Here is a 22,572-nt window from a genome sequence, read left to right as displayed (position 1 = left end):
ATCGTACGGCGCAATCGACAACCCGTAAGTATGGAAGGCGCCGCGCAAGCGAAGGGCGCCCCTACCGTGTGTGGTAGGGGCGCCCCCGTGCCTCGGCGACCGGTAGCGGCCGCCGGAGATACTGCGGGAGCTACTTGAGCTCGACGCTCGCGCCGGCCTCGGTGAGCTTGTCCCTGAGGGCCTCGGCGTCCTCGCGCGAGAGGCCTTCCTTGACCGGGTTCGGGGCGTCGTCCACGAGGGCCTTCGCCTCCTTGAGGCCCAGGCCCGTGGCGGCGCGCACCTCCTTGATGACCTGGATCTTCTTGTCGCCCGCGCCGGTGAGCACGACGTCGAACTCGGTCTGCTCCTCCTCGGCCGCCGCAGCGCCGTCACCGGCCGCCGCGCCCGCCGCCGGGGCCGCCGCGAAGGCCGCCGCGGAGACACCGAACTCCTCCTCGAACATCTTCACGAGCTCGGAGACCTCGAGAACCGACTTCTCCTTGATCGCGTCCAGAATCTCCTGGTTGCTTAGTGCCACTTTCTTTCCTCCTGTTGCTCTGCTGCTGTTTGCCTACTGCCTGCTACTGCTGCTTCTGCTCGGCCACCCCGTTCAGGACGACCGCCAGGTTCCTCAGCGGCGCGTTCAGGACCGTCACCAGCCCGGCCACCGGCGCCTGGATCGCGCCGAGAAGCTGCGCGAGAAGCTGCTCCCTACCGGGGAGCTTGCTCAGGGCGACCACGTCGTCGGAGCCCATAACGCGGCCACCGTCGAGGAGCCCGCCCTTGAGCTCGAAAGCCTCGATGTCGTCGGCGAACTCGGCCATGAGCTTCGCGCTCGCCACCGGGTCGTCCGAGAACGCGAGCGCCGTCGGCCCCACGAGGAACTCGTCCAGCCCCTCGACGCCGGCCTCATTAGCCGCCCTCTGGGCCAGGGTGTTCTTCGCCACGACGAAGTCCACGCCGGCCTCGCGGCTGCGCGCCCGAAGCCGGGTGCTCTGGGCCACGTTCATGCCCTTGAAGTCCACGAGCACCACCGAGCTGCCGCGAAGCTTCTCGGTCAGCTCCTCGATCACGCGCGCCTTGTCTTCTCTCTTCACCTCGCCTCCTCTACTTTCGGAGAGACATAGAAAGCCCCGGGGCCGCAAGGGCACCCGGGCTTTGACAGCTCTAGGATCTCTTGCGACCTCGACCGGGTGTTCGTTTAAATCCTCGCGGATCCCGGTTGTCTCTGGTCTACGTTGCTCGTGCTTTTACGCGGCGAGATGTTACTCCCTCTCGACCGCGGGGTCAACCTTGATCGACGGGCCCATCGTGGTCGTGACGACGATGGACTTGAAGTAACGACCCTTCACCGGGGCGGGGCGCACCCGCTGCAGCTCGTCGCGCATGGCGAAGTAGTTCTGCACCAGGCTGTCGAGGTCGAAGGACTTCTTGCCGATGATGCCGTGGATGATCCCGTACCGGTCGACCCGGTACTCGATCTTGCCCTTCTTGATGTCCTCGACCGCGCGAGCGACGTTCGGCGTGACCGTCCCGCTCTTCGGGTTCGGCATGAGCCCGCGGGGGCCGAGAATCTGGCCGAGCCTACCGACGACCCGCATCTGGTCCGGCGTCGCGACCGCGACGTCGAAGTCCAGGAAGTTCTCGTTCTGGACGCGCGCCGCGAGGTCCTCGGAGCCCACGATATCCGCCCCGGCCTCCTCGGCCTCCCGGGCGTTCTCGCCCTCGGCGAAGACGGCCACGCGGCGAACCTTGCCCGTCCCGTTCGGGAGCATGAGCGTGCCGCGGACCATCTGGTCGGCCCTTCTGGGGTCGACGTTCAGGTTGACGTGCACCTCGACGCTCTCGTCGAACTTGGCGCCCTCGAGCTCCTTGAGAAGCTCCAGCGCCTCGCGGGGGCCGTAGAGCCTCTCCTGATCTATCCTCTGCTTCTGTTCCAAGAGCCTCTTAGCCATTGACCGTAATCCCCATGCTCCGAGCCGTCCCCTCGACGATCTTGACCGCGCCGTCGACGTCGGCGGCGTTGAGGTCCGGCATCTTCGTCTTCGCTATCTCCTCGACCTGCGCGCGGCTGACCTCGCCGACCTTCGCCCGGTTCGGCTCGCCGCTCCCCTTCTGGATGCCGGCGGCCTGCTGCAGCAAGAACGCCGCGGGCGGCGTCTTCGTCACGAACGTAAAGGTCCGGTCCTCGAAGACCGTGATCTCGACCGGCACCACCTGGCCCATCTGGTCGCGCGTGGCGTCGTTGAACTGGCGCACGAACTCCCCGATGTTCACCTGGGCCTGGCCCAGGGCCGGGCCTACGGGCGGCGCAGGGTTCGCCTGCCCGCCGGTGATCTGCAGTTTCAGCTTTCGCGCGACGCGCTTGCCGCGCCCACGTCCTCTACCCATGTCTCATTCCCTTCCGAATCTTTAAAGCTTGGCGACCTGGCTGAAGGAGAGCTCGACCGGCGTCTCGCGCCCGAAGATAGAGACGAGCACCTTCAACCTCGACTGGTCCACGTTTATCTCGGAGATCACGCCGGTAAAGTCCGCGAGGGGACCTGCGATGACCTTCACCGTCTCCCCGACCGTGTAGTCGACCGTGGTCTTGACCTTCTCGCGCGTCTCGGCGGCCTGCTCCGGCCTGAGGAGGCGCTCGACCTCCGCCCGGCTCAGGGGCAGCGGCGTATCCCCGTTGCCGACGATCTGGGTGACGCCCGGCGTCTGGCGGACCAGCCTCCAGGTGTCGTCGTTCATGTTCATGTTCACCAGGATGTACCCGGGGAACTGGCGCTGGATCGTCGGGACCTTCTTGCCGTCCTTGATCTCGATCACGCTCTCGGTCGGGATGCTGATCTCACCGAAGTGACGCTTCAGACCGAACGAGTCTATGCGCCGCTCCATGGTGGCGCGAACCTTGTTCTCGTGCCCCGAATAGGTGTTGACGACAAACCACTTCTTCAAAACAACAAACTCCTACAGGAATACGATCCGGGCCAGGTTCTGGAAGATAAAGTCCCAGAACGCCACAAACGCCGTGAGCGCGACCACGATGATGAGCACCACCGCCGTGCTCTGCTGAAGCTGATCCCGGTTCGGCCAGGTTACCCGCCGCAGCTCGGCCCGCACGTTGCGGATGAAATCTATGAGGCCGCCGAAGCGTCGCTTCTTTGGCTGCTGCTGCGCCTGGCTTTTGCCGCCTCCGGCCGGTGCCGCGCTTCGTTTGTTGCCCATCGTCTCTCTTATGCCCCTATCGGTTTGGGTAAAGCAGGGCAGGAGGGACTCGAACCCACGACCTGCGGTTTTGGAGACCGCTGCTCTTCCAACTGAGCTACTGCCCTTTGCTTGTTACCTAGTCTCCCGGTGAAGCGTGTGCTTCTTGTCCCAGGGACAGTACTTCATCAACTGGATGCGGTCCGGGGTGTTGCGCCTGTTCTTCCGGCTGTGGTAATTCCGGCGCTTGCACTCCTCGCAAGCCAGCGTGACCAATTGTCGCACAGTTTTCCTCCAAATCACAGGGGCGGGGCATGATGCCCCGCCCCCTCAGACCACTAGGGTCGACCTACTCTACGATCTCGGTGACGACGCCCGCTCCGACCGTGCGGCCCCCCTCGCGGATCGCGAAGTTCAGCCCCTCGTCCATCGCGATCGGAGAGATCAGCTCCACGTTCATCACCGTGTTGTCCCCGGGCATCACCATCTCGACTCCTTCTTCGAGGCGGATCTCCCCCGTCACGTCGGTCGTGCGGAAGTAGAACTGCGGGCGGTAGTTGGAGAAGAACGGCGTGTGGCGGCCCCCTCCTCCTTGCTCAAGACGTACACCTCGGCCTTGAAGCGGGTGTGCGGCGTGATCGTCCCGGGCTTCGCGAGCACCTGACCCCGCTCGATGTCCTCGCGCTTCACCCCGCGAAGGAGCGCGCCGATGTTGTCCCCGGCCTGCGCCGCGTCCATCGACTTGTTGAACATCTCCACCCCCGTCACCACCGTCTTGCGCGTGGGGCGTATGCCGACGACCTCGACCTCGGTGTTCAAGGCGATCTCCCCGGCCTCGACCCGGCCCGTGGCCACCGTGCCGCGCCCCTGGATCGTGAAGACGTCCTCCACCGCCAGCAGGAACGGCCTGTCGACCGCCCGCTCGGGCTCGGGCACGTAGGAGTCGACGGCCTCCATCAGCGCCATGATCGCCCCCTCGCCCTGCTCCCCCTCGTCGCCCTCCAGGGCGCGCAGGGCCGAGCCCGTCACCACCGGCACGTCGTCGCCGGGGAAGTCGTACTCCGAAAGGAGCTCGCGGACCTCCATCTCCACGAGCTCGAGGAGCTCGGGGTCGTCGACCATGTCGGCCTTGTTGAGGAACACCACGATGTAGGGGACGCCCACCTGGCGGGCCAGCAGGATGTGCTCGCGCGTCTGCGGCATCGGCCCGTCGGCGGCGCTGACGACGAGGATCGCCCCGTCCATCTGCGCCGCCCCCGTGATCATGTTCTTGACGTAGTCGGCGTGGCCGGGGCAGTCGACGTGGGCGTAGTGGCGGTTGGGCGTCGCGTACTCCTGGTGGGAGGTGGCGATGGTGATGCCGCGCTGGCGCTCCTCGGGGCGTTGTCGATCTGATCAAAAGCCACGATCTTGTTGGCCGGGTCGTCGGGGACGCGCTTTGCGAGGACCTTGGTGATCGCCGCGGTCAGCGTCGTCTTGCCGTGGTCGACGTGGCCTATGGTGCCGACGTTGAGGTGCGGCTTGTTCCTCTCGAACCTTCCCTTTGCCATTCCTTACCTCTCTTTCTCACTGGTACCTGTGCGACACGGAAAAGTAGCGGTGGCAGGACTCGAACCTGCGACACGCGGATTATGATTCCGCTGCTCTGACCGACTGAGCTACACCGCCACGCTTTATGTAGGGGACCCGGCCGCGGCCTCGCCTCCGCGACCCGATCCCAGAGCTCCCGATCGGATTTGAACCGATGACCCCTTCCTTACCATGGAAGTGCTCTGCCACTGAGCTACGGGAGCATATCCTTCTGTACCGTGGGGGCGGGAGGATTCGAACCTCCGTAGGCTAAGCCGGCAGGTTTACAGCCTGCTCCCTTTGGCCGCTCGGGCACACCCCCGCGCACACCCGAGTAAAGCTACCTCGCGGCGCTTGCGTATAGTAGCAAACGCGAACGACTTTTCAACGGGGCGCCGACGAGCGCCCGGAGAGCCTGAGAAGGGATTCGAACCCCCGACCTGCCGCTTACAAGGCGGCTGCTCTACCACTGAGCTACTCAGGCCTTGTCGCCCTCGGCCACCGGCGGTCGGCCCCGCAACTGCGCGCCGTTGCCGCCCTTTGCGAAACCGAGCAACCGTATTTTAGCAGGGGCCCTCGCGCGCCTGCCTCCCCGATCCGGCCCTTGCTCCGACCGATGCAGGCCTGCCGCCGAGAGTTGTGAAGCTACTCTCGGCCCTCGGCCTCGCGGCGGAGCCTCTCGAGGTCGTGGAGCACCTCGGGGGAGAGACGGTCGGCGACGCGGGCGCGGAAGGGGGTGTTGGGGTTACGCGTAACGACCGGAAGCTCGTCCAGGAGGGCCTCGAACTCGCGCGGGACGGAGCGGGCGGCGCCACCGGCGAGGGCGGCCCGCTGAAGCGCGAAGTCCCCGGAGCAGACCGTGGCGGAAGATCCGAGGCTCCGGACGAGCCGTTCGATCTCGTCGTCCGCGGATTCCCCGGCGGCGCTGTAGATCACGCGGACGGCGCCCCCGGCCCGCAGCTCGCTCCGCCCCGCCTCCGGGCTTCGGGCGGCGTCGAAGACCAGGATCACGCTCCGCCCCGTCCAGCCGGCCGCCTTGAGGGCATCGTTTATGAGGGTCTCCCGCGACTCGTCGAAGCCGCCGGTCGTGCGCGCCGAATACCGCTTGAGGGCACCGATGATGTTGTAGCCGTCGAGGATGAGGTAGCGCGTCATCCCCGCTGCCGCCTCGCCTCGAACGCCAGCACCGCCGCCGCCACCGAGACGTTGAGCGAGGAGACTGCACCGAGCATCGGGACGTAGACCGTCCCGTCGCACCCCTCCCGCACGAGCCGCCTCACCCCGCGCCCCTCGCTCCCCAGAACGAACGCGACCGGCCCCGAGAGGTCGAGCTCGGTGTATGCGGAGGACCGGCCCTTCTCTCCCCCCTCGGCCGCGTACGTCCACACGCCGGCCTCCTTCATCTTCTCCAGCGCCCGCCTGAGGTTCGTCTCCCGGGCTACGCGGACGTGCTCGCTCGCCCCCGCGCTCGCCTTGACCGCCACCGGCGTCACACCCACGGCGCGGTCTTTGGGGATCACGACCCCGCTCGCCCCGGCCCCGTCCGCGACGCGGAGTATGGCCCCCAGGTTGCGGGGGTCGGTGACGCCGTCGAGGACCAGCACCAGCGGTTCGGGGACGTTCAGGATCTCGTCGAGACCGGAGTAGGGGTAGGGCTCGACGCGCGCCGCCACGCCCTGGTGGGCCGCGCCGGGGGCCAGCTCCTCGATCCTCCCCTTCGGGATCCGCTTCACCGGCACTCTGCGAGCCGCCGCTTCGGAGGCCACGCCCCCCTCCCCAACCGCGTCGAGGACCTCGTGAACGCGCCGACGGCCGCCCCTCAAAGCCTCGATCACCGGCCGTACGCCGTAGACGACCTCCCCCTTCAAAAGATCCGCGCTACCGGCGACTCAGGACGGGACCCTCGGGCGTATCCTCGACGATCCACCCTTCGGCCTTGAGCTCGTCCCGGAGCTTGTCGGCGAGCGGCCAGTCCTTGGATCTGCGCGCCCCCTCCCTCTGCGCGACCCGGTCGAGGACCCCGGCCTCCGGCTCCTCCGTGTAGCGGATGCTGACGCCGTTTACCTCCGCCACGGACTCCTCCGCGAGGTCGAAGCCGAACGTGGTCAGGGTCTCCGCGAGGGCCTCCGCCAGCTTCCCGAACTCCTGCGCGGCCCCTGGGCGGGCGGAGATCTCGGCCCCCGCTCGGCCGGAGAGCTCGAAGACGGCAGCCACGGCCTCCGGGGTGTTCAGGTCGTCGAGCATCGCCCGGTCCACGCGCTCTCGTAGCTCGCGGGCGAGATTCTCGTCGAGCTCGGAAGAAGAGGCGGAGCCGGAGATCCGGGAGAGGAGGTGCTGGAGCCGCTCGTAGGAGCGGCGCTTCTCCTCCAGGATCGCCTCCGAGTAGTCGATGGGCTGGGAGTAGTGGCTCTGGAGCAGCCACATGCGCAGGGCGTTGCTCCCGTGCCGCTCGACGGCGTCCTTTACGTCGAGGATGTTGCCCAGGGACTTGGCCATCTTCCCGGTCTCGGCGAAGTTGACCATCCCGTGGTGCGCCCAGGCGCGCACGAACTCGTGGTCCGGGTGGGCGCCGGCGCTCTGCGCGAGCTCGTTCTCGTGGTGCGGGAAACGGAGGTCGGTGCCGCCGCCGTGGATGTCCGCGCCGTCGGGGAGGTGCTTCTCGACCATCGCCGAGCACTCGATGTGCCAGCCGGGACGCCCCGCTCCCCACGGGCTCTCCCAGGAGGGCTCGCCGGGCTTCGAGGCCTTCCAGAGCGCGAAGTCCAGAGGGCTCTCCTTGAAGCCCGTCTGGGCCTTCTCGGTCTCGCGCATCTCGTCCGGGCGCTGCCTGGAGAGCTGGCCGTAGGCCGGGAAGCTCTCCACCCGGTAGTAGACGTCGCCGTTGCCCGGGGCGTAGGCGTGTCCCCCCCGGATGAGGTCCTGTATGAGCGAGATCATCTCGGGGATGTGCTCCGTGGCCCGGGGCTCGACGTCGGGGAGGCTCACGCCGAGGAGCTCCAGACGCTCGTGGAAGGAGTCGGTGTAGCGGTCGACGATCTCCTGCCAGGAGACGCCCTCCTCGTTCGCCTTGTTGATGATCTTGTCTTCCACGTCCGTTATGTTCTGGACGAACGTGACCCCGTAGCCGCGGCTCCTCAGGTACCGTGTCACCACGTCCCAGAATAGGGGCGCCCGGGCGTTACCGATGTGGATGTGGTTGTACACGGTCGGCCCGCAGACGTAGAGGCCCACGCTGCCGCTCTCCCCCACCTCGACCAGCCGCCCGCTCAGGGTGTCCCGTATCCGCACGCTCATGCCCCAGTCTAGCCTCTCGCGCCCTCTTTATCCGCTCCCGCGACTCGCGGCCCCGAGCACGGCGAAGAGGTAAGGCATCTGCGGCCCTCTGGGGCACCCCGTCAGCGCGAGCCGCAGGGGATGCAAGAGGTCGCGGGTCTTCATCCCCTCCCCTTCGCCCAGGCGCGCAGCTCCCCGACGACTCCGCGGGCATCCTCCAGCCCTCGATCCGCCGCCCCTCGAGCACCTCCTCGGCGCGGGCATAGACCCCTACGCTCGCCTCCGTCAACTCGCGCGCGAACGTCCTGGGATCGACGGGGTCGGTGATCTCGCGGACGAGGCGCGGGGCGTCGGAGAGCACCCGCATCTCTTCCTTTATGGCTTCGACGGCCAAGAGCTCCCTCCCCTCCGGCGGGGGCTCGTCGAGGAACGGCTCCAGGCGCCGCAGCAGATCCCCGGCGGGCAGCGCTCGGATGCGGCGGGCGTTGCGTTGCAGGAGGCGGTCGGGGTCGAAGATCGCCGGGCTCGCGCCGAGGCGCGAGGGGTCCCACTCCTGCGCGAGCTCTTCCAAGCCGTCGAACTCCTCCCGGCCCGCGGGATGCGACCAGCCGAGGGTCGCCAGGTGCTCGATTATCGCCCCGGGGAGGTAGCCCTCCCGCCGGTGCTCGGCGACGCTCCGGGCGCCGTGGCGCTTGGAGAGCTTCGCGCCGTCGGGGGCCAGGATCAGGCCGAGGTGCAAAAACTCCGGCTCCCCCTCGCCGAGCGCCCGGTACAGGAGAACCTGGCGCGCCGTGTTGGAGAGGTGCTCCTCCCCGCGCAGGACGTGCGTGATCCCCATCTCCGCGTCGTCCGCGACGGCCGCGAAGTTGTACGCGGGCGTCCCGTCGGACTTGACGAGCACGAAGTCCTCGACCCTGGAGAAGGGGATCTCCCCGCGAAGCGCATCCCGGTAACTGCCCTCGCGCTCCCGAGGCCGGAAGTACAGCGCGCGCCTGCCCGCCTCGTCCTCCGCCCTGTAGACGAGCCCGGCCTCCGCGAGCTTCTCCACCGCCGCGTCGTAGACGTCGCCGCGCTCGCTCTGGCGGTAGGGCCCCTCGTCGAACCCGAGGCCGAGCCATTCGAGGTCCTCGAGCTGCGCCGCCTCGAACCCCCTCGTGCTCCGCTCGCGGTCCGTGTCATCGACGCGGAGAACGAGGTCTCCCCCCTGGTAGCGGGCGAAGAGGTAGTTGAAGAGCGCCGTACGCGCGCCGCCGAGGTGGAGCATCCCGGTCGGGCTCGGCGCGAAGCGGACCCGGACCTTGCCGTCCTCCACCCTCCTAACGGCTCTCCAGGAGGCAGACGGCCTGCGCCGCTATCCCCTCGCCGCGGCCGGTAAAGCCGAGCCTCTCGGAGGTCGTGCCGCGCACGCCGACCAGCGCGGGCTCGACGCCCAGGGCGCCGGCGAGGTTCTCGCGCATGGCGGCGCGATGGTCGCGTATCTTCGGACGCTCGCAGACCACGACCGCGTCGACGTTCGCCACCTCCCACCCGTCCCCGACGATGGCCCTGACCTCCCTGAGGAGACGTATGGAGTCGGCGTCCTTGAACCTCTCGTCGGTGTCCGGGAAGTAGTGACCGATGTCCTCCAGGCCCGCGGCCCCGAGCAGGGCGTCGGTGACGGCGTGGGCGAGGACGTCGGCGTCGGAGTGACCGACGAGGCCCCTATCGTACGGGATCTCGACCCCGCCGAGGATAAGCTTGCGGCCGGTCCCGGCCTCGGAGAAGGCGTGAACGTCCACGCCGAGGCCCACGCGGAAGCTCAGCTCCGGACCCCCTCGCGCAACCCGCTCCGGGCGCCGAGGATCGCCTCGGCGAAGATCAGGTCGGCGGGCTCGGTGAGCTTGATGTTGGTCTTCTCGCCCGGGACGAGGGCGACGCGCCCGCCCCACGCCTCGACGAGCGAGGCGTCGTCGGTGGCGACGCGCAAAGAGTCCTCCGAGCCGCCGTACACCTCGCGCAAGACCCCGAGGGGAAGGCCTGCGGGTCTGCACGGCGTGGAGCCTGGTGCGGTCCAGGGTCTCCTTCACGGCCCCTTCCTCTGCAACCTTTATCGTGTCCGAGACCGGCACGGCCGGCACGACGCCGTCGACCCCATCCGAGAGCGCGGCCTCCACGACGCGCCCCACGAGCTCCGGGGTCAGGAGGCACCGGGAGCCGTCGTGGACGAGGACGATCGTCTCGGGCGGCTCGTGCGAGAGGAGCCCGAGGCCGTTCTTCGTGGAGAGGGAACGGGCCTCGCCCGGCAGGGCGCACCCGGCGAACTTGGAGAAGCCCGCCTCCCGGGACAAGTTCTTGACCCGGGAACCGTCCCCCACGGCGTAGATCCTCGCCACCTCCGGGCACTCCTCGAAGGCGCGCAGGGCGTACAGCAGGGCGGGGAGCCCCAGGAGGTCCAGAAACTGCTTCGGACGCCCCATCCGGGTGCCGGCCCCCCCGGCGAGCACCAGCGCCACGACCGGCACGGCCGTGGCCCTTCGTTTCGACGTTCTCCGAACTATTTGCCGTCGCCCCCGGCGCCGTCCTTGAGGGCATCGTCGAGGAGCTTCTCCGCCTCGGCGACCTCGACGTCGCGCACCAACGCCACCTCCGACGCGAGAATCTGGCGGGCCTTCATCAGCATCGTGCGCTCGCCCGTCGAGAGGCCGTTCGCCGAGTTGAACCGGGAGAGGTTGCGGACCACCTCGGCGACCTGGTGGATCTCGCCGCTCTTGATCTTGCCCTGGTTGTGCTTGAGCCTGTGGTTCCAGTTCGGGGGCATCTCCGAGACCTCGTCCCTGAGCACGGCCAGCGCCTCCTCGACGCTGCCGTCGTCGGCGCAGGCCCTGAGCCCCGTGTCCCCCTCGGCCGGGATGCTCACGGTGAGCTCCGAATCCGGCAGGTACACGACGTAGTAGCGCCTGACCTCGCCGAGGATCTTCTTCTCTTCCACCCGGAGATGCATCCCGCCCCGTGGTTCGGGTACACGACCCGATCCCCCTCGGCGAACGTCACCCGGGTTACCTCTCCGTTGCTCGTCTCGTTGGCGTCGTTGTTCGTCGACTCCGCGGCCATCTAAAGTACCTCCCCAGAGCTTTCTAAGCTTCGCTGCCGCTTGAGCCCGCGCCGAATGGCCCGCGCCCGGGCCTGACCCACGCCCTCCACGTCGTCGAGATCCTCCTCCGTCGCCTCGAGCAGCTCCTTGAGGGAGCCGAACTCGGCGATGAGCTTCTCGGCGACCCGGCCCGGCAGGCGCGGCACCCGCACGAGCTGGCGGTAGCCGCGCGGCTTGAGGAGGAAGTCCTCCGCCTGCTCGACCGGCCCGTACCCGAGGACCTGCGTGATCTCCATCGGGTCCGAGAGCGCCTCGTTGGAGAGCTCCCGCAGCCGCTCCCGTATGTCCCTGTAATCGAAGTCTTCGGCGGAGTAGTCCCGGATGAGCGCGTCGTACTGCTCGGGGACGTTGTGGAAGGCCTGCTCGAGCTGCATCTCGATGAGCCTCCCCTCCCTCCCGAGCTCCCTGACATAAGCCTCGATCTCCTCGGCTATACGCACGGAGTACTCGAAGGTGCTCACGGCGCTCACGACCTCGCGCAGGGTCACCACCCCGTCGTACTCGTGCAGCGTCAGGAGGCGCGCCTCCTCCCGCAACCTCCGCGTGAACTTCTCGAGGGTCGCGAGCGCGCTGTTCGCCTTGCTCAACACCACGCTTATGTCCTCGAGGACGTGAGGGCCGCTGTTCCCGCGGTAGAGGCTGACGACCCGCCTCCGCTCGGAGACGACCACGACGAGGTTGCCGGTCTGCCGAGCCGTGCGGTGGCCCGCGATGTGGCGCGTCCCCGTCTCGTCGGAGTGGAGCGAGGCGTCCGGGTTGAGGAGGACGTTCGCGTAGTGGATCACGGAGATGTCCGGCGAGACCACGATCGCCCCGTCCATCTTCGCGAGCTCGTAGAGCCGCATCGGCGTGAACTCGAGATCCATCCTCATGCCGCCGGAGATCAGGGCCTGCTTCTCCAGCTTCTCGGGGGTCGCGACGACGATGAGCGCCCCGTTGTGCGCCCTGATGATGTTGTCTATGGCGTCCCTGAGGGGCGTCCCCGGAGCCACGAGCGCGAGGGCTTTGCGGAGTTCCGTGGAAAGGTCCCGCTGGGGACTCAACTTAGCGCCGCCCCCACGGCCTCCTCGAGCGTCCTGACCTCTTCCACTGCGGCTTCCTTCCTCTTCGCCCGACCGTTCGGCGCGCCGTTTCGAGCGCCTGCTCTCGAACCCTCGGACGCGCCTTCCGGAGCTATTATACGCCCGAACCCGAGCTTGCGAAGCTCGGTCACGCGCCGCGGCCCGCCGGAGACGAAGCGCACGTCCCCCGTCAGCCCCACCTCCCCGAAGCACGCCGTCCCCGCCTCCACCGGCCGGTCTCTCAAGGCCGAGGCGATCGCCAGCGCCACCCCGAGGTCCGCCGCCGGCTCCTCCACCCGAACCCCGCCGGTGACGTTCACGTACACGTCCTGGTCCCCGAGGACGAGCCCCGCCCGCCGGGAGAGGACGGCGCACAGCATGTTCACCCGTCCCGTGTCGAACCCGTTCGCGACGCGCCGGGGCACGGCCAGCGGGCTCGGCGCCACGAGGCTCTCGATCTCCACGAGCATCGGCCGCGTCCCCTCGAGGAGGCACACCGTTACGACCCCGGGCGGCACCCCGCCCTCGCGCGTGCTCAGGAAGAAGGCCGAAGGGTCCTCGACCTCGACCATCCCCCCGCCCGTCATCTCGAAGACCCCGACCTCGTTCGTCGAGCCGAAGCGGTTCTTCAGGGCCCGCAGGATGCGGAACGCCTGGTAGCGGTCCCCCTCGAACTGGAGCACCGTGTCGACCATGTGCTCCAGGACGCGCGGCCCCGCGATGGAGCCCTCCTTCGTGACGTGACCGACGAGGATCACCGTGATCCCCTCCGCCTTCGCGAGCCGCATGAGCCTCGCCGCCGTCTCCCGGACCTGACCCACGCCCCCCGGCGCCCCCGTAAGCTCCGGCGAGTAGAGCGTCTGGATGGAGTCCACGACCACGACCCTCGGCCGCTCCTCCAGGATCGTCGCCTCGATCACGTCCACGTCCGTCTCCGAGAGCACCCGGAACCCGGCGTCCCCAACCCCGAGCCTGCGGGCGGAGAGCGCCACCTGCCTCGGGGACTCCTCCCCCGAGACCATCAGGCAACCCTCCCCGAGGTACCCCATCACCTGCAACAGGAGCGTGCTCTTCCCGACGCCGGGCTCCCCGCCGACGAGGACGAGCGAGCCCGGCACGATCCCGCCACCGAGGACCCGATCCAACTCCCCGACCCCGGTCGAGACCCTGCCGCCCTCGCGCTCCGCCCGGACCTCGTTCAACGCCAGCGTCGCGCCCGCCGCCTTCCTGCCCGGCGCCTTCGCGTTCGCCGCACGGGCAGCGAAACCGACGACCTTCTTGTCCTCCTTTGCCTCCTCGACGAGGGTGCTCCACTCCCCGCACTCCGGGCACCGCCCCAGCCACTTCGGCTCCTGGTGTCCGCAGTTCGAGCAGGTAAATACGCTTTTCGTAGCCATGGACTTATTGTACGGCACGGGCCCGAATATCCCCTTTGGACGGCGGCACCCCGACAACGCGTTCTGCCGTCCGGAAGCGGGACGTCGCCGCTACGGGGCATCCGGACCACGAGGGCGTCGCCGGAGACGCCCGCCGGGCGGGCGCGGAGATCGGTACGCTACACGGGTCGTTTTCTCCACCGCCGCAGCAACTCGCGCTCGAACGACGGGTCGAAGCCGCACCGAAGCTCGGCGCCCTGCGGTCGGGAGCGTACCCACGCGAGGGTGTCGCGGGCGGTCTCCTCGACGGACCGGAAGCGGAGGCCGGCCTCGATCGCCCGGGAGGAGTCTACGGCCCGGAACGGGATCTGATCCTCCGGGAACCACAGAGGGCGCTCTTCTTCGGCGATCCCGACGAGGTTTCGTCGCAGAAACTCTTCGCCGGCCCAAATGATCTCGGGCTCTCCCGCCCCAACGCCGGCCCCCTCGGCGGCCACGTCCCGGCAAGCCTTCAGCACCTCGGCGATGGAGACCTCCCGTCCCGGACCCACGGCGTCGAACGTCCCGGATCCCCCGGCCTCCAGCGTCCGCACCATCCACGACGCGATGTCGCGGGCGTCGCTGAACTGGACAGGCCGGTTCTCGTCCCCCGGCGCGAGCACCTCGTCGCCCTCCGCCAGGGTTCTCGCGAGGCGTACCGGCCACCAGGAGAAGCGATCGGTGGGGTCCCGCGGTCCCACCATGATGCCGATGCGCGAGATCAGGACGGGGCCCGAGAAACGTTCCCGCACGGCCTCCTCGCACCGGAGCTTGGCGATGCTCCGCTCCTGTAGCGCATCGTCGAGCCCCTCGTCGGCCCGGCGCAGGGGAGAGCCCTCGTCGACGACCGCGGGCCCGTCCGGGTGGTAGAGGCTGATGCCCGAGACGTAGCCGTAGGCCCCCACCGACCCGGAGAGCAACCGGGCCGTCTCCCCCACCGCCTCCGGGTCGCTGAACGTGTCGAGCACGGCATCCCACGTCCGGCCGCGCAGGGCCGAGAGGTCGTCCTGGCGGTCGCCCTGCAACGCCTCTGCGCCTTCGACGGGCGCCTCGCCTTCGCGGTTGAACGTCGAGACCTCGTGCCCCATCGCCAGCGCTTCGGCCACGACGTGATAGCCGAGGAAGCCCCCGCCGCCGAGAACCAGAAGCTTCACGACGGGTCCAACGACGCGGATGGTCCTTGTTCTGGCATAGCGGCACTCTACGCGCCGGCCCGACGGGAAGGTGAGATCCGCATTACACGCGCTAGCACTCACGCACGACCCTACCCTCGTAGTCACCGCTCTTCGTCTGCAGCGAAAGACGCTACGTTGCCGCCACGCATCTCCCCCATAGCGTCGTGATGCTCACAGCCCCGTGGGCCTTCTGGCGTCCCATAGCCCCGGTCTCCTCGAGAAGCAGGTCTTCGCCCGGTTCGAAGGTCGTTACCGTATGATGCGAACCCGTCCGCCGTGAGTACGCGAACGGGCGAGAACGCCGATCGAGGGAGGTCCGTGAGAGCCGACGACGTATTGCAGTTGATGAGGACCGCGCCGCAACGGTACGAGACCGTGCGCGCGACGCTCGTCTACCGGGGCGACGGCACGAAGATCAGAGCCGTGCGCGAACGGTACGCCCGCAGCGAGGCCGGCCGTCACACCTTCGGCGACTCTCCGGACGAGGTCTGGCACCCGGAGCCGGACTCGGAGTTCGGCTGGCGGTGCAGGATCTGGCGCGTCGACGAGAACCAGTGGCGCCAGGAGCTCGAGCTACCGGGCGGCGGGACCAGCATCGTGGTCTCGACCGGCCGCATCCGGCCCTTCGGGACGCCGGAGGGGCCGCCCGGCAGCTCCGAGATGTGGGAGCTGCGCACCGGCGAGGGGTCGCAAGAGGCCGACCCGGCCTGGCTGATCCACCCCACCGACGTCTTCTGGACCATGTACCCCTTCGACCCCGCCGGGACCGCGAGCATCGACGCGGAGCTCGGTCGGATGGAGCTGACGGTGGAGGAGGGCATCTCGTGGGCGGAGCGCGACGCCGTCCGCCTCCGGGGCGTGCCGGTCGGGGAGTGGGAGTACCCGCCCGAGCCGCTCTGGTGGGGCGCCGACGAGTACGAGGCGGTCGTGGACGCCGAACGGGGCGTCCTGCTCCGGCTCGCGTCGAGGTTCGACGGAGGGGACATCGACGCGCTGGAGGTCGAGGAGGTACGGTTCGACGAGCCGTTCGACGAGGAGATCTTCGCTTCGCGCGCTCCCCTGCCGTAGCGGCGGCGGCGACCGAACGGCAAAGAGCCGGGGCCCCTTTCGGAGCCCCGGCTCTCTGTGTACTGCTTCGGTGTCCCGCTGTTACTCGGCGGGGACGACCTCCTTGGGCTGGGTGACCCTGATGTTCACGATCGTCTCGTCCTCGGCGACGTCCTCGAAAGAGATGTCGTTCGGCTCGATGATGACCTTAGAACCGTCGGGGACCTCGCCCTTCAGGATCATCTCGCTCATCGGGTCCTCGATCATGCGCTGCAGCACGCGGCGGAGTGGCCTCGCGCCGAACGCCGGGTCGTAGCCCGCGTCGGAGAGCTTGTCCAGCGCCTCGACGGTGAACTCGATGGCGACGTCGCGCTCCTCCATCTGCTTGCGCAGACGCTGGATCTGGATCTCGATGATGTGGCGCATGTCCTCGCGCTCGAGCTTGTGGAAGACGATGATCTCGTCGATCCGGTTCAAGAGCTCGGGGCGGAAGATCTTGCGGAGCTCGCTCGTGACCCGACCCTTCATCTCCTTGTAGGAGAGACCGGACTCCTCGTTGCCGAAGCCGAGGGACTTGGTCTTGTTGATGGTCTGGGCCCCGACGTTGGAGGTCATGATGAGGACCACGTTCTTGAAGTCCACGGTCCGACCCTGCGCGTCGGTGAGCATGCCGTCCTCGAGAATCTGGAGCATGATGTTGAAGACGTCCGGGTGGGCCTTCTCGATCTCGTCGAACAGGACCACGCTGTAGGGGCGCCTCCGCACCTTCTCCGTGAGCTGCCCGCCCTCGTCGTAGCCGACGTAGCCCGGAGGCGAACCCACGAGCCTGGAGACGGTGTGCCGCTCCATGTACTCGGACATGTCGAGACGGATCATGGAGTCCTGGTCGCCGAAGAGGTACTCGGCGAGCGTCCTCGCAAGCTCGGTCTTACCGACGCCCGTGGGCCCGAGGAAGACGAACGAGCCCGAGGGCCTGTTCGGGTCCTTGATCCCCGCGAAGGTGCGCCGGATGGAGCGCGAGACGGCCTTGATGGCCTCGTTCTGCCCGACCACGCGGCCGTGCAGCTCGTCCTCCATCTTCAGGAGGCGCTCGGACTCCTCCTCGGTCATCTTCTTGACCGGGATGCCCGTCCACATGGAGACGATCTCGGCGATCTCGTCCTCACCGATGGAGGCGGTGTGCCCGCCGTCGCCGCTCCCCTCGCGCCAGTTCTGCTCGAGCTCGCGGCGCTTGAGGGCGAGCCTGCGCTCGGTGTCCCGAAGACGCGCGGCCTTCTCGAACTCCTGGCCGTCGATGGCGGCTTCCTTCTGGCCCCGGACCTCGCTCAGCTCGTCGTCGACCTCCTTGTAGTAAGGCGGCGACGCCATCGTCTTGATCCGCATCTTCGACGCGGCCTCGTCGACGAGGTCGATGGCCTTGTCCGGCAGGAAGCGGTCGCTTATGTACCGGTCGCCGAGCTCGGAGGCGGCCTTGAGGGCCTCGTCCGTGATCTCGATCTTGTGGTGCTGCTCGTAGCGGTCGCGCAGCCCCTTGAGGATCTGCTCGGTCTCCTCGACCGTCGGCTCCCCGACCTGTATGGTCTGGAACCTGCGCTCGAGCGCCTTGTCCTTCTCGACGTACTTGCGGTACTCGTCGATGGTGGTAGCGCCGATGACCTGGAGCTCGCCACGGGCCAGCGCCGGCTTCAGGATCGAAGCGGCGTCGATGGCACCCTCCGCGGCGCCCGCCCCGACGAGGTTATGGATCTCGTCGATAAACAGGATGATGTCGCCGTGGTCGGTGATCTCCTTCATGATCTTCTTGAGGCGCTCCTCGAACTCGCCCCTGTACTTGGAGCCGGCCACCAGCGCGCCGAGGTCCAGCGTGTAGACCTCCTTGTCCGCCAGGATGTCGGGGACGCGGTTCTCCGCGATCTCCTGCGCCAGCCCCTCGACGATGGCGGTCTTGCCGACCCCCGGCTCGCCGATGATGACGGGGTTGTTCTTGGTGCGCCTGACGAGGATCTGCATGATCCTCTCGATCTCCTTGGCACGCCCGATGACCGGGTCGAGCTTCTGCTCGTCGGCGAACGCCGTGAGGTTGCGGCCGTACTGGTCGAGCTGGCGGGTCTTGGGCCGCTTGGCCTCCACCCCGCGGCCACCGGCCGCCTCGCCGGCCGCGCCGCTCCGACCGCGCTGCGCCCGGCCGCCGCCGAGCATCCTGACGACCTCGCGCCGGACCTTGTCCGGGTCGACGTCGAGGTTAGAGAGCACGCGAGCGGCCACGCCCTCGGACTCGCGGACGAGCCCGAGCAGGATGTGCTCGGTGCCGATGTAGTTGTGGCCGAGCTGCAAGGCCTCGCGGAGCGCCAACTCGAGCACCTTCTTGGAGCGCGGGGTAAACGGGGCCTGCCCGCCCGTCCCCTCCTCGCCGTACCCGACGATGCTCTCGACCTGCTCGCGAACCTCGTCGAGGGTCACGTTCAGGGAGCCGAGGGCGCGAGCGGCAACCCCTTCGTCCTCCCTGAGGAGACCGAGAAGCAGGTGCTCCGTGCCGATGTAATTGTGGTTGAAGTGCCTGGCCTCTTCCTGAGCCAGGACGACGACCTTACGGGCCCGTTCGGTAAATCGTTCGAACATTACTTGGAGCCTCCTCTACCCCGAGGGTCCTCTGTGCCGTTTAGCGTCGTAATGGTTTTCCTGATCGGTATACGTGAACTGGTAACAAACGGATTATATACTGCCCCGTTATCAAATCTTAGAGCCATAAATCGTCCTCTCTGAAGCCCTCCCGCCGAGTATACAAAGGTTTTGCCCCGATCTGTGCGCGGTTAGCGCAACGGCATCGCGCTACCACCAGATGTAGGTACCCCCGACTACTCCTACCCGAGTCTACCGCTCTGCCCCCTGCGAGTGGGTGTCCCCTGACACATCAGCGAACCTCGTCCTTACAAACCCCGCGTCCAGACCGGCGACGAACGGCCCGGCCTTGGGGCCGCTCTTCTTCCCAAGCAGCGCCGTGTAGAGGGCGGCGAACGCCTTCTTCGGCTTGACGCCGAGCTCGACGGCCGTGGAGTAGAGGAGGTCCTGCGCCTCGTCCCCGCCCATCCCGTCGGAGAGCTTCTCGGCGACCGCCCGGAGGTAGCGGCGGCCCTCGTCGTCGATCTCGGCGACCTCGGCCGGCACCTCCCGGCGCACCCCCAGCCGGTACTGCTCGGGCGCCCACCTCTCCGCCCAGTTGTGGGCGTAGCGCAGGTCCTCCCGGAGCTTCTCGCGGTCCCGGACGGCCTCCTCGTAGCCGCCCCGCCGGAGCATCTCGGCGGCCCCCTCCACGTCCCCACCGACGGTCTGGGCGACGGTGACGAGGTGGGCGAACGGGACGGGGTTCCCCTCCGTCTGCGCCCGGTACTCGTCCATGAAGCGCGGGAAGCCCGCGCCGAGGTCCAGGTCGAGGGCGCGGCCGGGGTCGCGGCCCAGGATCATGCGCCGCACCGCCCCCGGAGGCATGATCTCCAGAAGCTCGTTCGGGAGCAGCACGATGCCCTTCGAGGAGCTCATGGCGCCCCTGCCCTTTATCTGGATCCACTCGTACTCGTACCGGCCCGGCACCGGGTAGTCGAAGACCTCCCTCGCCATCCGGTCGGCGGTGTCGGTCGACCCCCCGCGGCTCGTGTGGTCCTTGCCGAACGGCTCGAAGGTCGCCCTCAGGGCCTTCCACCGCGCCGCGAGCTCCACCCTCCAGCCGAGCTTCCCCTCGCCGCGAGCGTAGTTCGACGAGTCCTCCCAGCCGTCCTCGTCCTCGTAGACGACGGAGTTCTGCTCGGGCAGGTGCTCCAGCACGCGCCCCCCGAGCCGGCCCGAGGACGCCCTCGGCAGGTAGGGCGACCAGTGCTCGGGCATCTTGCGGCCGCTGATCTCCTGCAGGATGCCCCGCAGGTCGTCGGTCCGCTCCAGCGCCTCCCGCGTGACCTCGGCGTAGACGCCGCCCTCGTACAGCTCGTGCGAGCGCAGCACCTCCACGTCCATCCCCAACTTCCCGAGGGCGTCCTCGAACGGCTCGAGGAAGTGCTCGGCGTAGGAGGCGTGGCAGCCCTCGGGGTCGGGGACGCGCGAGAGGCTGTGGCCGAGGTAACGCTCGTAGTCCTTGGGGACGCCGGGCGCTATCTTGCGCAAGGGGTCGATGGTGTCGGCGTGGAAGACGAAGCGCACCTCCTCGCCCCTCGCCTTCTGCGCGTTCGCGACCGCCTCCGCGACGAGCACCTCGCGCAGGTTGCCCGCGTGGATGTTGCCGGAGGGGCTGATGCCGGTGACCACGACGTGCGGCCCCGGCCCGAGGCCGGCGGCTACCCTCTCGGCCCAGGAAGGTATGTATAGATCGGCGCTGCTCAAGTGCTACTCCACGGGGAGGGAAGGGAACCGCCAGACCGCGAGGGCGTGGCGCAAAGGGACGACGCTAGCTTGCGGCCTCGACGTTGACGATCTCGTACTCCGTCGAGCCGCGGGGCGTGGAGACGGTGACCGTCTCCCCGACGCGGCGTTTCAAGACGGCGCGCCCGACGGGCGACGAGTGGGAGAGCTTGCCGCTCCCCGGGTCGGACTCGTTGGCGCCGACAATCTGGAACGTCCGCTCGGTCCCCTTGTCGGTGGCCCGAAGGGTGACGCGGGTGCCGAGGTCGACGGAGCCCGCCTCCGCGTCGGAGGCATCCACCACCTTGGCGTTCCTCAGCCGGCGCTGGATCTCGCTGATCCTGCGCTCCAGGAGGTACTGCTCGTTTTTGGCGTCGTCGTACTCGGAGTTCTCGGAGATGTCCCCGAACTCCCTGGCCTGCCGAATGCGGTCCGCGATCTCGCGCCGACGGACTTCGGTGAGGTGTTTGAATTCTTCTTGAAGCTTCTCGTAACCTTCCTGGGTTACAAGCTCCTGGTTCTTGTCCGTCATAAGTCGAGAGAGTATACGTAGGCCCCCCTAGAGTGTCAACGAGCAATAATCAGGCAACCCTCGGACGCGGCGCCCGCATCCGCTACGCTTTTCGCAAGCTCACCAGGCTTAGATCTCACACACTTCGTACGAGTGATTCCTTTGGGGCGAGGCCGTAAGCAGGGTTCGGCTTCAGGCGTTCATCTCGTACAGGAGGCGCAGGCCCTTGAGGGTGAGGTCAGGGTCGAGGACCCCTATCTCCTCGCAGTGGCGCGCGATGACGGGGGCGGGGCCGCCGGTGGCGACGGCGCGCAGGTCGTGCGCGCCCATCTCGGCTCTCAGGCGCCGGATCAGGGCGTCTATCGCGCCGGCGTAGCCGTAGATGAAGCCGCTCCGGAGGGAGTCGGGGGTGTTGGTGGCTATGGCTCGCACGGGGTCTACGGCGAGGTCCACGCTCGGGAGCTTCGCGGTACGGGCGATGAGGGCGTCGAGGGCGACGTTGAGCCCGGTGAAGATGGCGCCGCCGAGGTAGCACCCGTCCCCGTCCACCGCCTCGACGGTCGTCGCCGTCCCTATATCCACGATCACGGCCGGGAACCCGTAGTACCTACCCGTGGCGACGGCGTTGACGATCCGGTCCGCGCCGACCGAGCCCGGGTCTTCGTAGCGGTTGTCGAGGCCCGTCTCCATGCGCGGGGTCACCTCGTAGAACTTCGCCCGGAACAGCTTCGACGCCAGGTCCTCGTACGAGCGGGTCAGCCCCGGCACCACGCTCGAAGCTATAAGCGCCTCGACGTCGCCGAGCGGGATGCCCGCGAGGTTCAAAAGCGTCGCGCAGACCGCCCCTACCTCGTCCGCGGTGCGGTTCGCCTCCGTCGTGACCCGCCACCGCTCCCGGAGCTCCTCGCCCTCGAAGACCCCGAGCACGGTCTGCGTGTTCCCTATATCCACCGCCAGCAACAAGCCTACAACTCCCCCCCATGCTCCGCGACGCCCTCGAGGGAGACGTGCGCGAGGAGCTCCCCGACCGTCCCGCGCCCGGGAATATGTAGGCCCGCGTCGAGGTCCGCGAGCCCGCGCAGGTTGAACGCCCGCTCCACGCCCGGATGCGGCACCACGAGATACGGCCCCTCCAAGACCTCCTCCCCGAAGAGCAGCAGGTCGACGTCGACCGTCCGCGGAAGCTTCTCGCCCTTGCGGTCACGCCCCAACGCCGCCTCGACCCCTGGCAGAACCGCAGGAGCTCGAGCGGGCCCCCCCGTACTCGACCTCGACCACGCAGTTCAAGTAGTCGGGCTGCGCGTCCTCGACCTCCACGGGTTTCGTCTCGTAGACCTTCGAGGCCCCCAGGACTTCCAGCAGAGCCCCGCGCCCCAGGGCCTCGACGGCGGCCCGCAGGTACCCGAGCCTCTCCCCGAGGTTGCTGCCCAGGCTCAGAAAAGCCCGGGTCAACGCCGGAAGGCTGCTGAGACCGAGACGCCGGAGAGAGACCGCGCCACGGGCACCGCGGGCTTCGTGACGGAGACGGTGACCTCGCGGACTGCCGGGAAAGCGCTCAGAACGTATCCCCCTACCATCCGCGTCCCCGTCTCGAGAAGCCCGAACTCCTCGCGCTCCAGCGTCCTCACCGCCCCTTCGAGGAGCGAGCCGTAGTCCACCACGGAGGCGACGTCGTCCTCCCCGAGAGCCTCGTACGAGTAGTCGAGGTCTACGAGGAGCGTCTGCGGCAGCGACCGCTCCTCCTCGCTCACCCCGCAGTGGACATGGACCTCGAGCGCCTCGACCCGCGCCCGGAACAAGAGGGGCCCTTCGGCTTCGGAGGCCATCGGGG

25 protein-coding genes, 5 tRNA genes and 1 pseudogene are annotated in these 22,572 nt (G+C 68.2%); 1 reads left to right on the top strand and 30 read right to left on the bottom strand.

Annotation, left to right across the window (positions count from 1 at the left end; translation table 11 throughout):
• Nucleotides 1-130: 130 nt before the first annotated feature.
• From rplL to GBA65_RS05615, 23 genes and pseudogenes are all read right to left on the bottom strand, one after another.
• The gene (gene rplL, locus GBA65_RS05720) at nucleotides 131-517 is read right to left on the bottom strand and encodes a 50S ribosomal protein L7/L12 (RefSeq protein WP_166395750.1); all 387 of its coding nucleotides are present in this window, start codon (nucleotides 515-517) and stop codon (nucleotides 131-133) included.
• A 43-nt stretch (nucleotides 518-560) separates the two neighbouring features.
• Nucleotides 561-1,076 (bottom strand): 50S ribosomal protein L10, encoded by a 516-nt coding sequence (rplJ, locus tag GBA65_RS05715; protein ID WP_166395749.1) that lies wholly within the window; start codon nucleotides 1,074-1,076, stop codon nucleotides 561-563.
• 168 nt (nucleotides 1,077-1,244) lie between these two features.
• Complete coding sequence (gene rplA / locus GBA65_RS05710) at nucleotides 1,245-1,934, bottom strand: 50S ribosomal protein L1 (protein ID WP_166395748.1); 690 nt, start codon at nucleotides 1,932-1,934, stop codon at nucleotides 1,245-1,247.
• Entirely contained in the window at nucleotides 1,927-2,370 is a 444-nt protein-coding gene (gene rplK, locus GBA65_RS05705) for a 50S ribosomal protein L11 (protein ID WP_166395747.1), read from the bottom strand. The genes rplA and rplK overlap by 8 nt, the downstream gene beginning before the upstream one ends.
• 21 nt (nucleotides 2,371-2,391) lie before the next feature.
• Nucleotides 2,392-2,925 carry a transcription termination/antitermination protein NusG gene (gene nusG, locus GBA65_RS05700; protein ID WP_166395746.1) on the bottom strand — a complete coding sequence of 178 codons (534 nt, stop codon included), beginning with the start codon at nucleotides 2,923-2,925 and terminating at the stop codon, nucleotides 2,392-2,394.
• Nucleotides 2,926-2,937: 12 nt separating this feature from the next.
• On the bottom strand, nucleotides 2,938-3,195 hold the full coding sequence (gene secE / locus GBA65_RS05695; protein ID WP_166395745.1) for a preprotein translocase subunit SecE: 258 nt from the start codon (nucleotides 3,193-3,195) through the stop codon (nucleotides 2,938-2,940).
• Nucleotides 3,196-3,229: 34 nt separating this feature from the next.
• Nucleotides 3,230-3,302, bottom strand: a tRNA-Trp gene (locus GBA65_RS05690).
• 7 nt (nucleotides 3,303-3,309) lie between these two features.
• Nucleotides 3,310-3,459, bottom strand: coding sequence for a 50S ribosomal protein L33 (rpmG, locus tag GBA65_RS05685; protein WP_166395744.1), 150 nt, complete (start codon nucleotides 3,457-3,459; stop codon nucleotides 3,310-3,312).
• Nucleotides 3,460-3,523: 64 nt separating this feature from the next.
• A pseudogene (gene tuf, locus GBA65_RS05680) lies at nucleotides 3,524-4,724 on the bottom strand (elongation factor Tu).
• Between the two features lie 44 nt (nucleotides 4,725-4,768).
• Nucleotides 4,769-4,842: transfer RNA gene (locus tag GBA65_RS05675), tRNA-Met, on the bottom strand.
• A gap of 53 nt (nucleotides 4,843-4,895) precedes the next feature.
• Nucleotides 4,896-4,967 (bottom strand) — tRNA-Thr (locus tag GBA65_RS05670).
• Nucleotides 4,968-4,983: 16 nt separating this feature from the next.
• Nucleotides 4,984-5,065 (bottom strand) — tRNA-Tyr (locus GBA65_RS05665).
• A 90-nt stretch (nucleotides 5,066-5,155) separates the two neighbouring features.
• Nucleotides 5,156-5,227 (bottom strand) — tRNA-Thr (locus tag GBA65_RS05660).
• A gap of 161 nt (nucleotides 5,228-5,388) precedes the next feature.
• Complete coding sequence (locus GBA65_RS05655) at nucleotides 5,389-5,898, bottom strand: NYN domain-containing protein (protein WP_166395743.1); 510 nt, start codon at nucleotides 5,896-5,898, stop codon at nucleotides 5,389-5,391.
• Nucleotides 5,895-6,611, bottom strand: a complete 717-nt coding sequence (gene rlmB, locus GBA65_RS05650; protein WP_166395742.1) for a 23S rRNA (guanosine(2251)-2'-O)-methyltransferase RlmB — start codon at nucleotides 6,609-6,611, stop codon at nucleotides 5,895-5,897. The genes GBA65_RS05655 and rlmB overlap by 4 nt, the downstream gene beginning before the upstream one ends.
• A gap of 10 nt (nucleotides 6,612-6,621) precedes the next feature.
• Nucleotides 6,622-8,037, bottom strand: a complete 1,416-nt coding sequence (gene cysS, locus GBA65_RS05645; RefSeq protein WP_166395741.1) for a cysteine--tRNA ligase — start codon at nucleotides 8,035-8,037, stop codon at nucleotides 6,622-6,624.
• Nucleotides 7,922-9,328 (bottom strand): glutamate--tRNA ligase, encoded by a 1,407-nt coding sequence (locus GBA65_RS26995; protein WP_166395740.1) that lies wholly within the window; start codon nucleotides 9,326-9,328, stop codon nucleotides 7,922-7,924. The genes cysS and GBA65_RS26995 overlap by 116 nt, the downstream gene beginning before the upstream one ends.
• Nucleotides 9,329-9,332: 4 nt before the next feature.
• Nucleotides 9,333-10,517, bottom strand: coding sequence for a 2-C-methyl-D-erythritol 2,4-cyclodiphosphate synthase (gene ispF / locus GBA65_RS26990; protein WP_166395739.1), 1,185 nt, complete (start codon nucleotides 10,515-10,517; stop codon nucleotides 9,333-9,335).
• Between the two features lie 32 nt (nucleotides 10,518-10,549).
• Nucleotides 10,550-10,984 (bottom strand): CarD family transcriptional regulator, encoded by a 435-nt coding sequence (locus GBA65_RS05630; RefSeq protein WP_207956178.1) that lies wholly within the window; start codon nucleotides 10,982-10,984, stop codon nucleotides 10,550-10,552.
• Nucleotides 10,909-11,106, bottom strand: a complete 198-nt coding sequence (locus tag GBA65_RS26160) for a CarD family transcriptional regulator (RefSeq protein WP_407691043.1) — start codon at nucleotides 11,104-11,106, stop codon at nucleotides 10,909-10,911. The genes GBA65_RS05630 and GBA65_RS26160 overlap by 76 nt, the downstream gene beginning before the upstream one ends.
• Nucleotides 11,107-12,189, bottom strand: a complete 1,083-nt coding sequence (disA, locus tag GBA65_RS05625) for a DNA integrity scanning diadenylate cyclase DisA (RefSeq protein WP_166395738.1) — start codon at nucleotides 12,187-12,189, stop codon at nucleotides 11,107-11,109. It lies immediately after the preceding gene.
• Complete coding sequence (radA, locus tag GBA65_RS05620; protein WP_166395737.1) at nucleotides 12,186-13,604, bottom strand: DNA repair protein RadA; 1,419 nt, start codon at nucleotides 13,602-13,604, stop codon at nucleotides 12,186-12,188. The genes disA and radA overlap by 4 nt, the downstream gene beginning before the upstream one ends.
• 158 nt (nucleotides 13,605-13,762) lie before the next feature.
• Entirely contained in the window at nucleotides 13,763-14,776 is a 1,014-nt protein-coding gene (locus GBA65_RS05615) for a Rossmann-fold NAD(P)-binding domain-containing protein (protein WP_166395736.1), read from the bottom strand.
• Between the two features lie 339 nt (nucleotides 14,777-15,115).
• Here GBA65_RS05615 and GBA65_RS05610 point away from each other — a divergent pair, with 339 nt between their 5' ends.
• The gene (locus GBA65_RS05610) at nucleotides 15,116-15,865 is read left to right on the top strand and encodes a hypothetical protein (RefSeq protein WP_166395735.1); all 750 of its coding nucleotides are present in this window, start codon (nucleotides 15,116-15,118) and stop codon (nucleotides 15,863-15,865) included.
• Between the two features lie 81 nt (nucleotides 15,866-15,946).
• Here the strand turns inward: GBA65_RS05610 and GBA65_RS05605 are convergent, their stop codons facing one another.
• The 7 genes from GBA65_RS05605 to GBA65_RS05575 all read right to left on the bottom strand — a co-directional run bounded on the left by GBA65_RS05605 (nucleotide 15,947) and on the right by GBA65_RS05575 (nucleotide 22,567).
• Nucleotides 15,947-18,463, bottom strand: a complete 2,517-nt coding sequence (locus tag GBA65_RS05605; RefSeq protein ID WP_166395734.1) for an ATP-dependent Clp protease ATP-binding subunit — start codon at nucleotides 18,461-18,463, stop codon at nucleotides 15,947-15,949.
• Nucleotides 18,464-18,715: 252 nt separating this feature from the next.
• Nucleotides 18,716-20,212 (bottom strand): lysine--tRNA ligase, encoded by a 1,497-nt coding sequence (lysS, locus tag GBA65_RS05600; RefSeq protein ID WP_166395733.1) that lies wholly within the window; start codon nucleotides 20,210-20,212, stop codon nucleotides 18,716-18,718.
• 64 nt (nucleotides 20,213-20,276) lie between these two features.
• Nucleotides 20,277-20,762, bottom strand: coding sequence for a transcription elongation factor GreA (greA, locus tag GBA65_RS05595; RefSeq protein ID WP_166395732.1), 486 nt, complete (start codon nucleotides 20,760-20,762; stop codon nucleotides 20,277-20,279).
• Between the two features lie 171 nt (nucleotides 20,763-20,933).
• Nucleotides 20,934-21,704 (bottom strand): type III pantothenate kinase, encoded by a 771-nt coding sequence (locus tag GBA65_RS05590; protein WP_166395731.1) that lies wholly within the window; start codon nucleotides 21,702-21,704, stop codon nucleotides 20,934-20,936.
• Between the two features lie 2 nt (nucleotides 21,705-21,706).
• Nucleotides 21,707-21,952, bottom strand: a complete 246-nt coding sequence (locus tag GBA65_RS25040; protein WP_166395730.1) for a 2-amino-4-hydroxy-6-hydroxymethyldihydropteridine diphosphokinase — start codon at nucleotides 21,950-21,952, stop codon at nucleotides 21,707-21,709.
• Nucleotides 21,942-22,193, bottom strand: a complete 252-nt coding sequence (locus GBA65_RS25035) for a 2-amino-4-hydroxy-6-hydroxymethyldihydropteridine diphosphokinase (protein WP_166395729.1) — start codon at nucleotides 22,191-22,193, stop codon at nucleotides 21,942-21,944. Before GBA65_RS25035 ends, GBA65_RS25040 begins: the two co-directional genes overlap by 11 nt.
• On the bottom strand, nucleotides 22,190-22,567 hold the full coding sequence (locus tag GBA65_RS05575; RefSeq protein WP_166395728.1) for a dihydroneopterin aldolase: 378 nt from the start codon (nucleotides 22,565-22,567) through the stop codon (nucleotides 22,190-22,192). Before GBA65_RS05575 ends, GBA65_RS25035 begins: the two co-directional genes overlap by 4 nt.
• Nucleotides 22,568-22,572: the final 5 nt, after the last annotated feature.

Source organism: Rubrobacter marinus, from assembly GCF_011492965.1.
Classification (GTDB): Bacteria; Actinomycetota; Rubrobacteria; order Rubrobacterales; family Rubrobacteraceae; genus Rubrobacter_F; species Rubrobacter_F marinus.
The sequence above is the reverse complement of the archived record's forward strand: the minus strand, read 5'-3'. Positions and strand labels throughout refer to the sequence as shown.

Bases quoted from the DNA above. Each gene is read 5' to 3' on its own strand.
- rplA (WP_166395748.1), bottom strand. From the start codon at position 1,934: ATGGCTAAGAGGCTCTTGGAACAGAAGCAGAGGATAGATCAGGAGAGG.
- rplK (WP_166395747.1), bottom strand. From the start codon at position 2,370: ATGGGTAGAGGACGTGGGCGCGGCAAGCGCGTCGCGCGAAAGCTGAAA.
- secE (WP_166395745.1), bottom strand. From the start codon at position 3,195: ATGGGCAACAAACGAAGCGCGGCACCGGCCGGAGGCGGCAAAAGCCAG.
- GBA65_RS05655 (WP_166395743.1), bottom strand. From the start codon at position 5,898: ATGACGCGCTACCTCATCCTCGACGGCTACAACATCATCGGTGCCCTC.
- cysS (WP_166395741.1), bottom strand. From the start codon at position 8,037: ATGAGCGTGCGGATACGGGACACCCTGAGCGGGCGGCTGGTCGAGGTG.
- GBA65_RS26160 (WP_407691043.1), bottom strand. From the start codon at position 11,106: ATGGCCGCGGAGTCGACGAACAACGACGCCAACGAGACGAGCAACGGA.
- radA (WP_166395737.1), bottom strand. From the start codon at position 13,604: ATGGCTACGAAAAGCGTATTTACCTGCTCGAACTGCGGACACCAGGAG.
- GBA65_RS05605 (WP_166395734.1), bottom strand. From the start codon at position 18,463: ATGTTCGAACGATTTACCGAACGGGCCCGTAAGGTCGTCGTCCTGGCT.
- greA (WP_166395732.1), bottom strand. From the start codon at position 20,762: ATGACGGACAAGAACCAGGAGCTTGTAACCCAGGAAGGTTACGAGAAG.
- GBA65_RS05575 (WP_166395728.1), bottom strand. From the start codon at position 22,567: ATGGCCTCCGAAGCCGAAGGGCCCCTCTTGTTCCGGGCGCGGGTCGAG.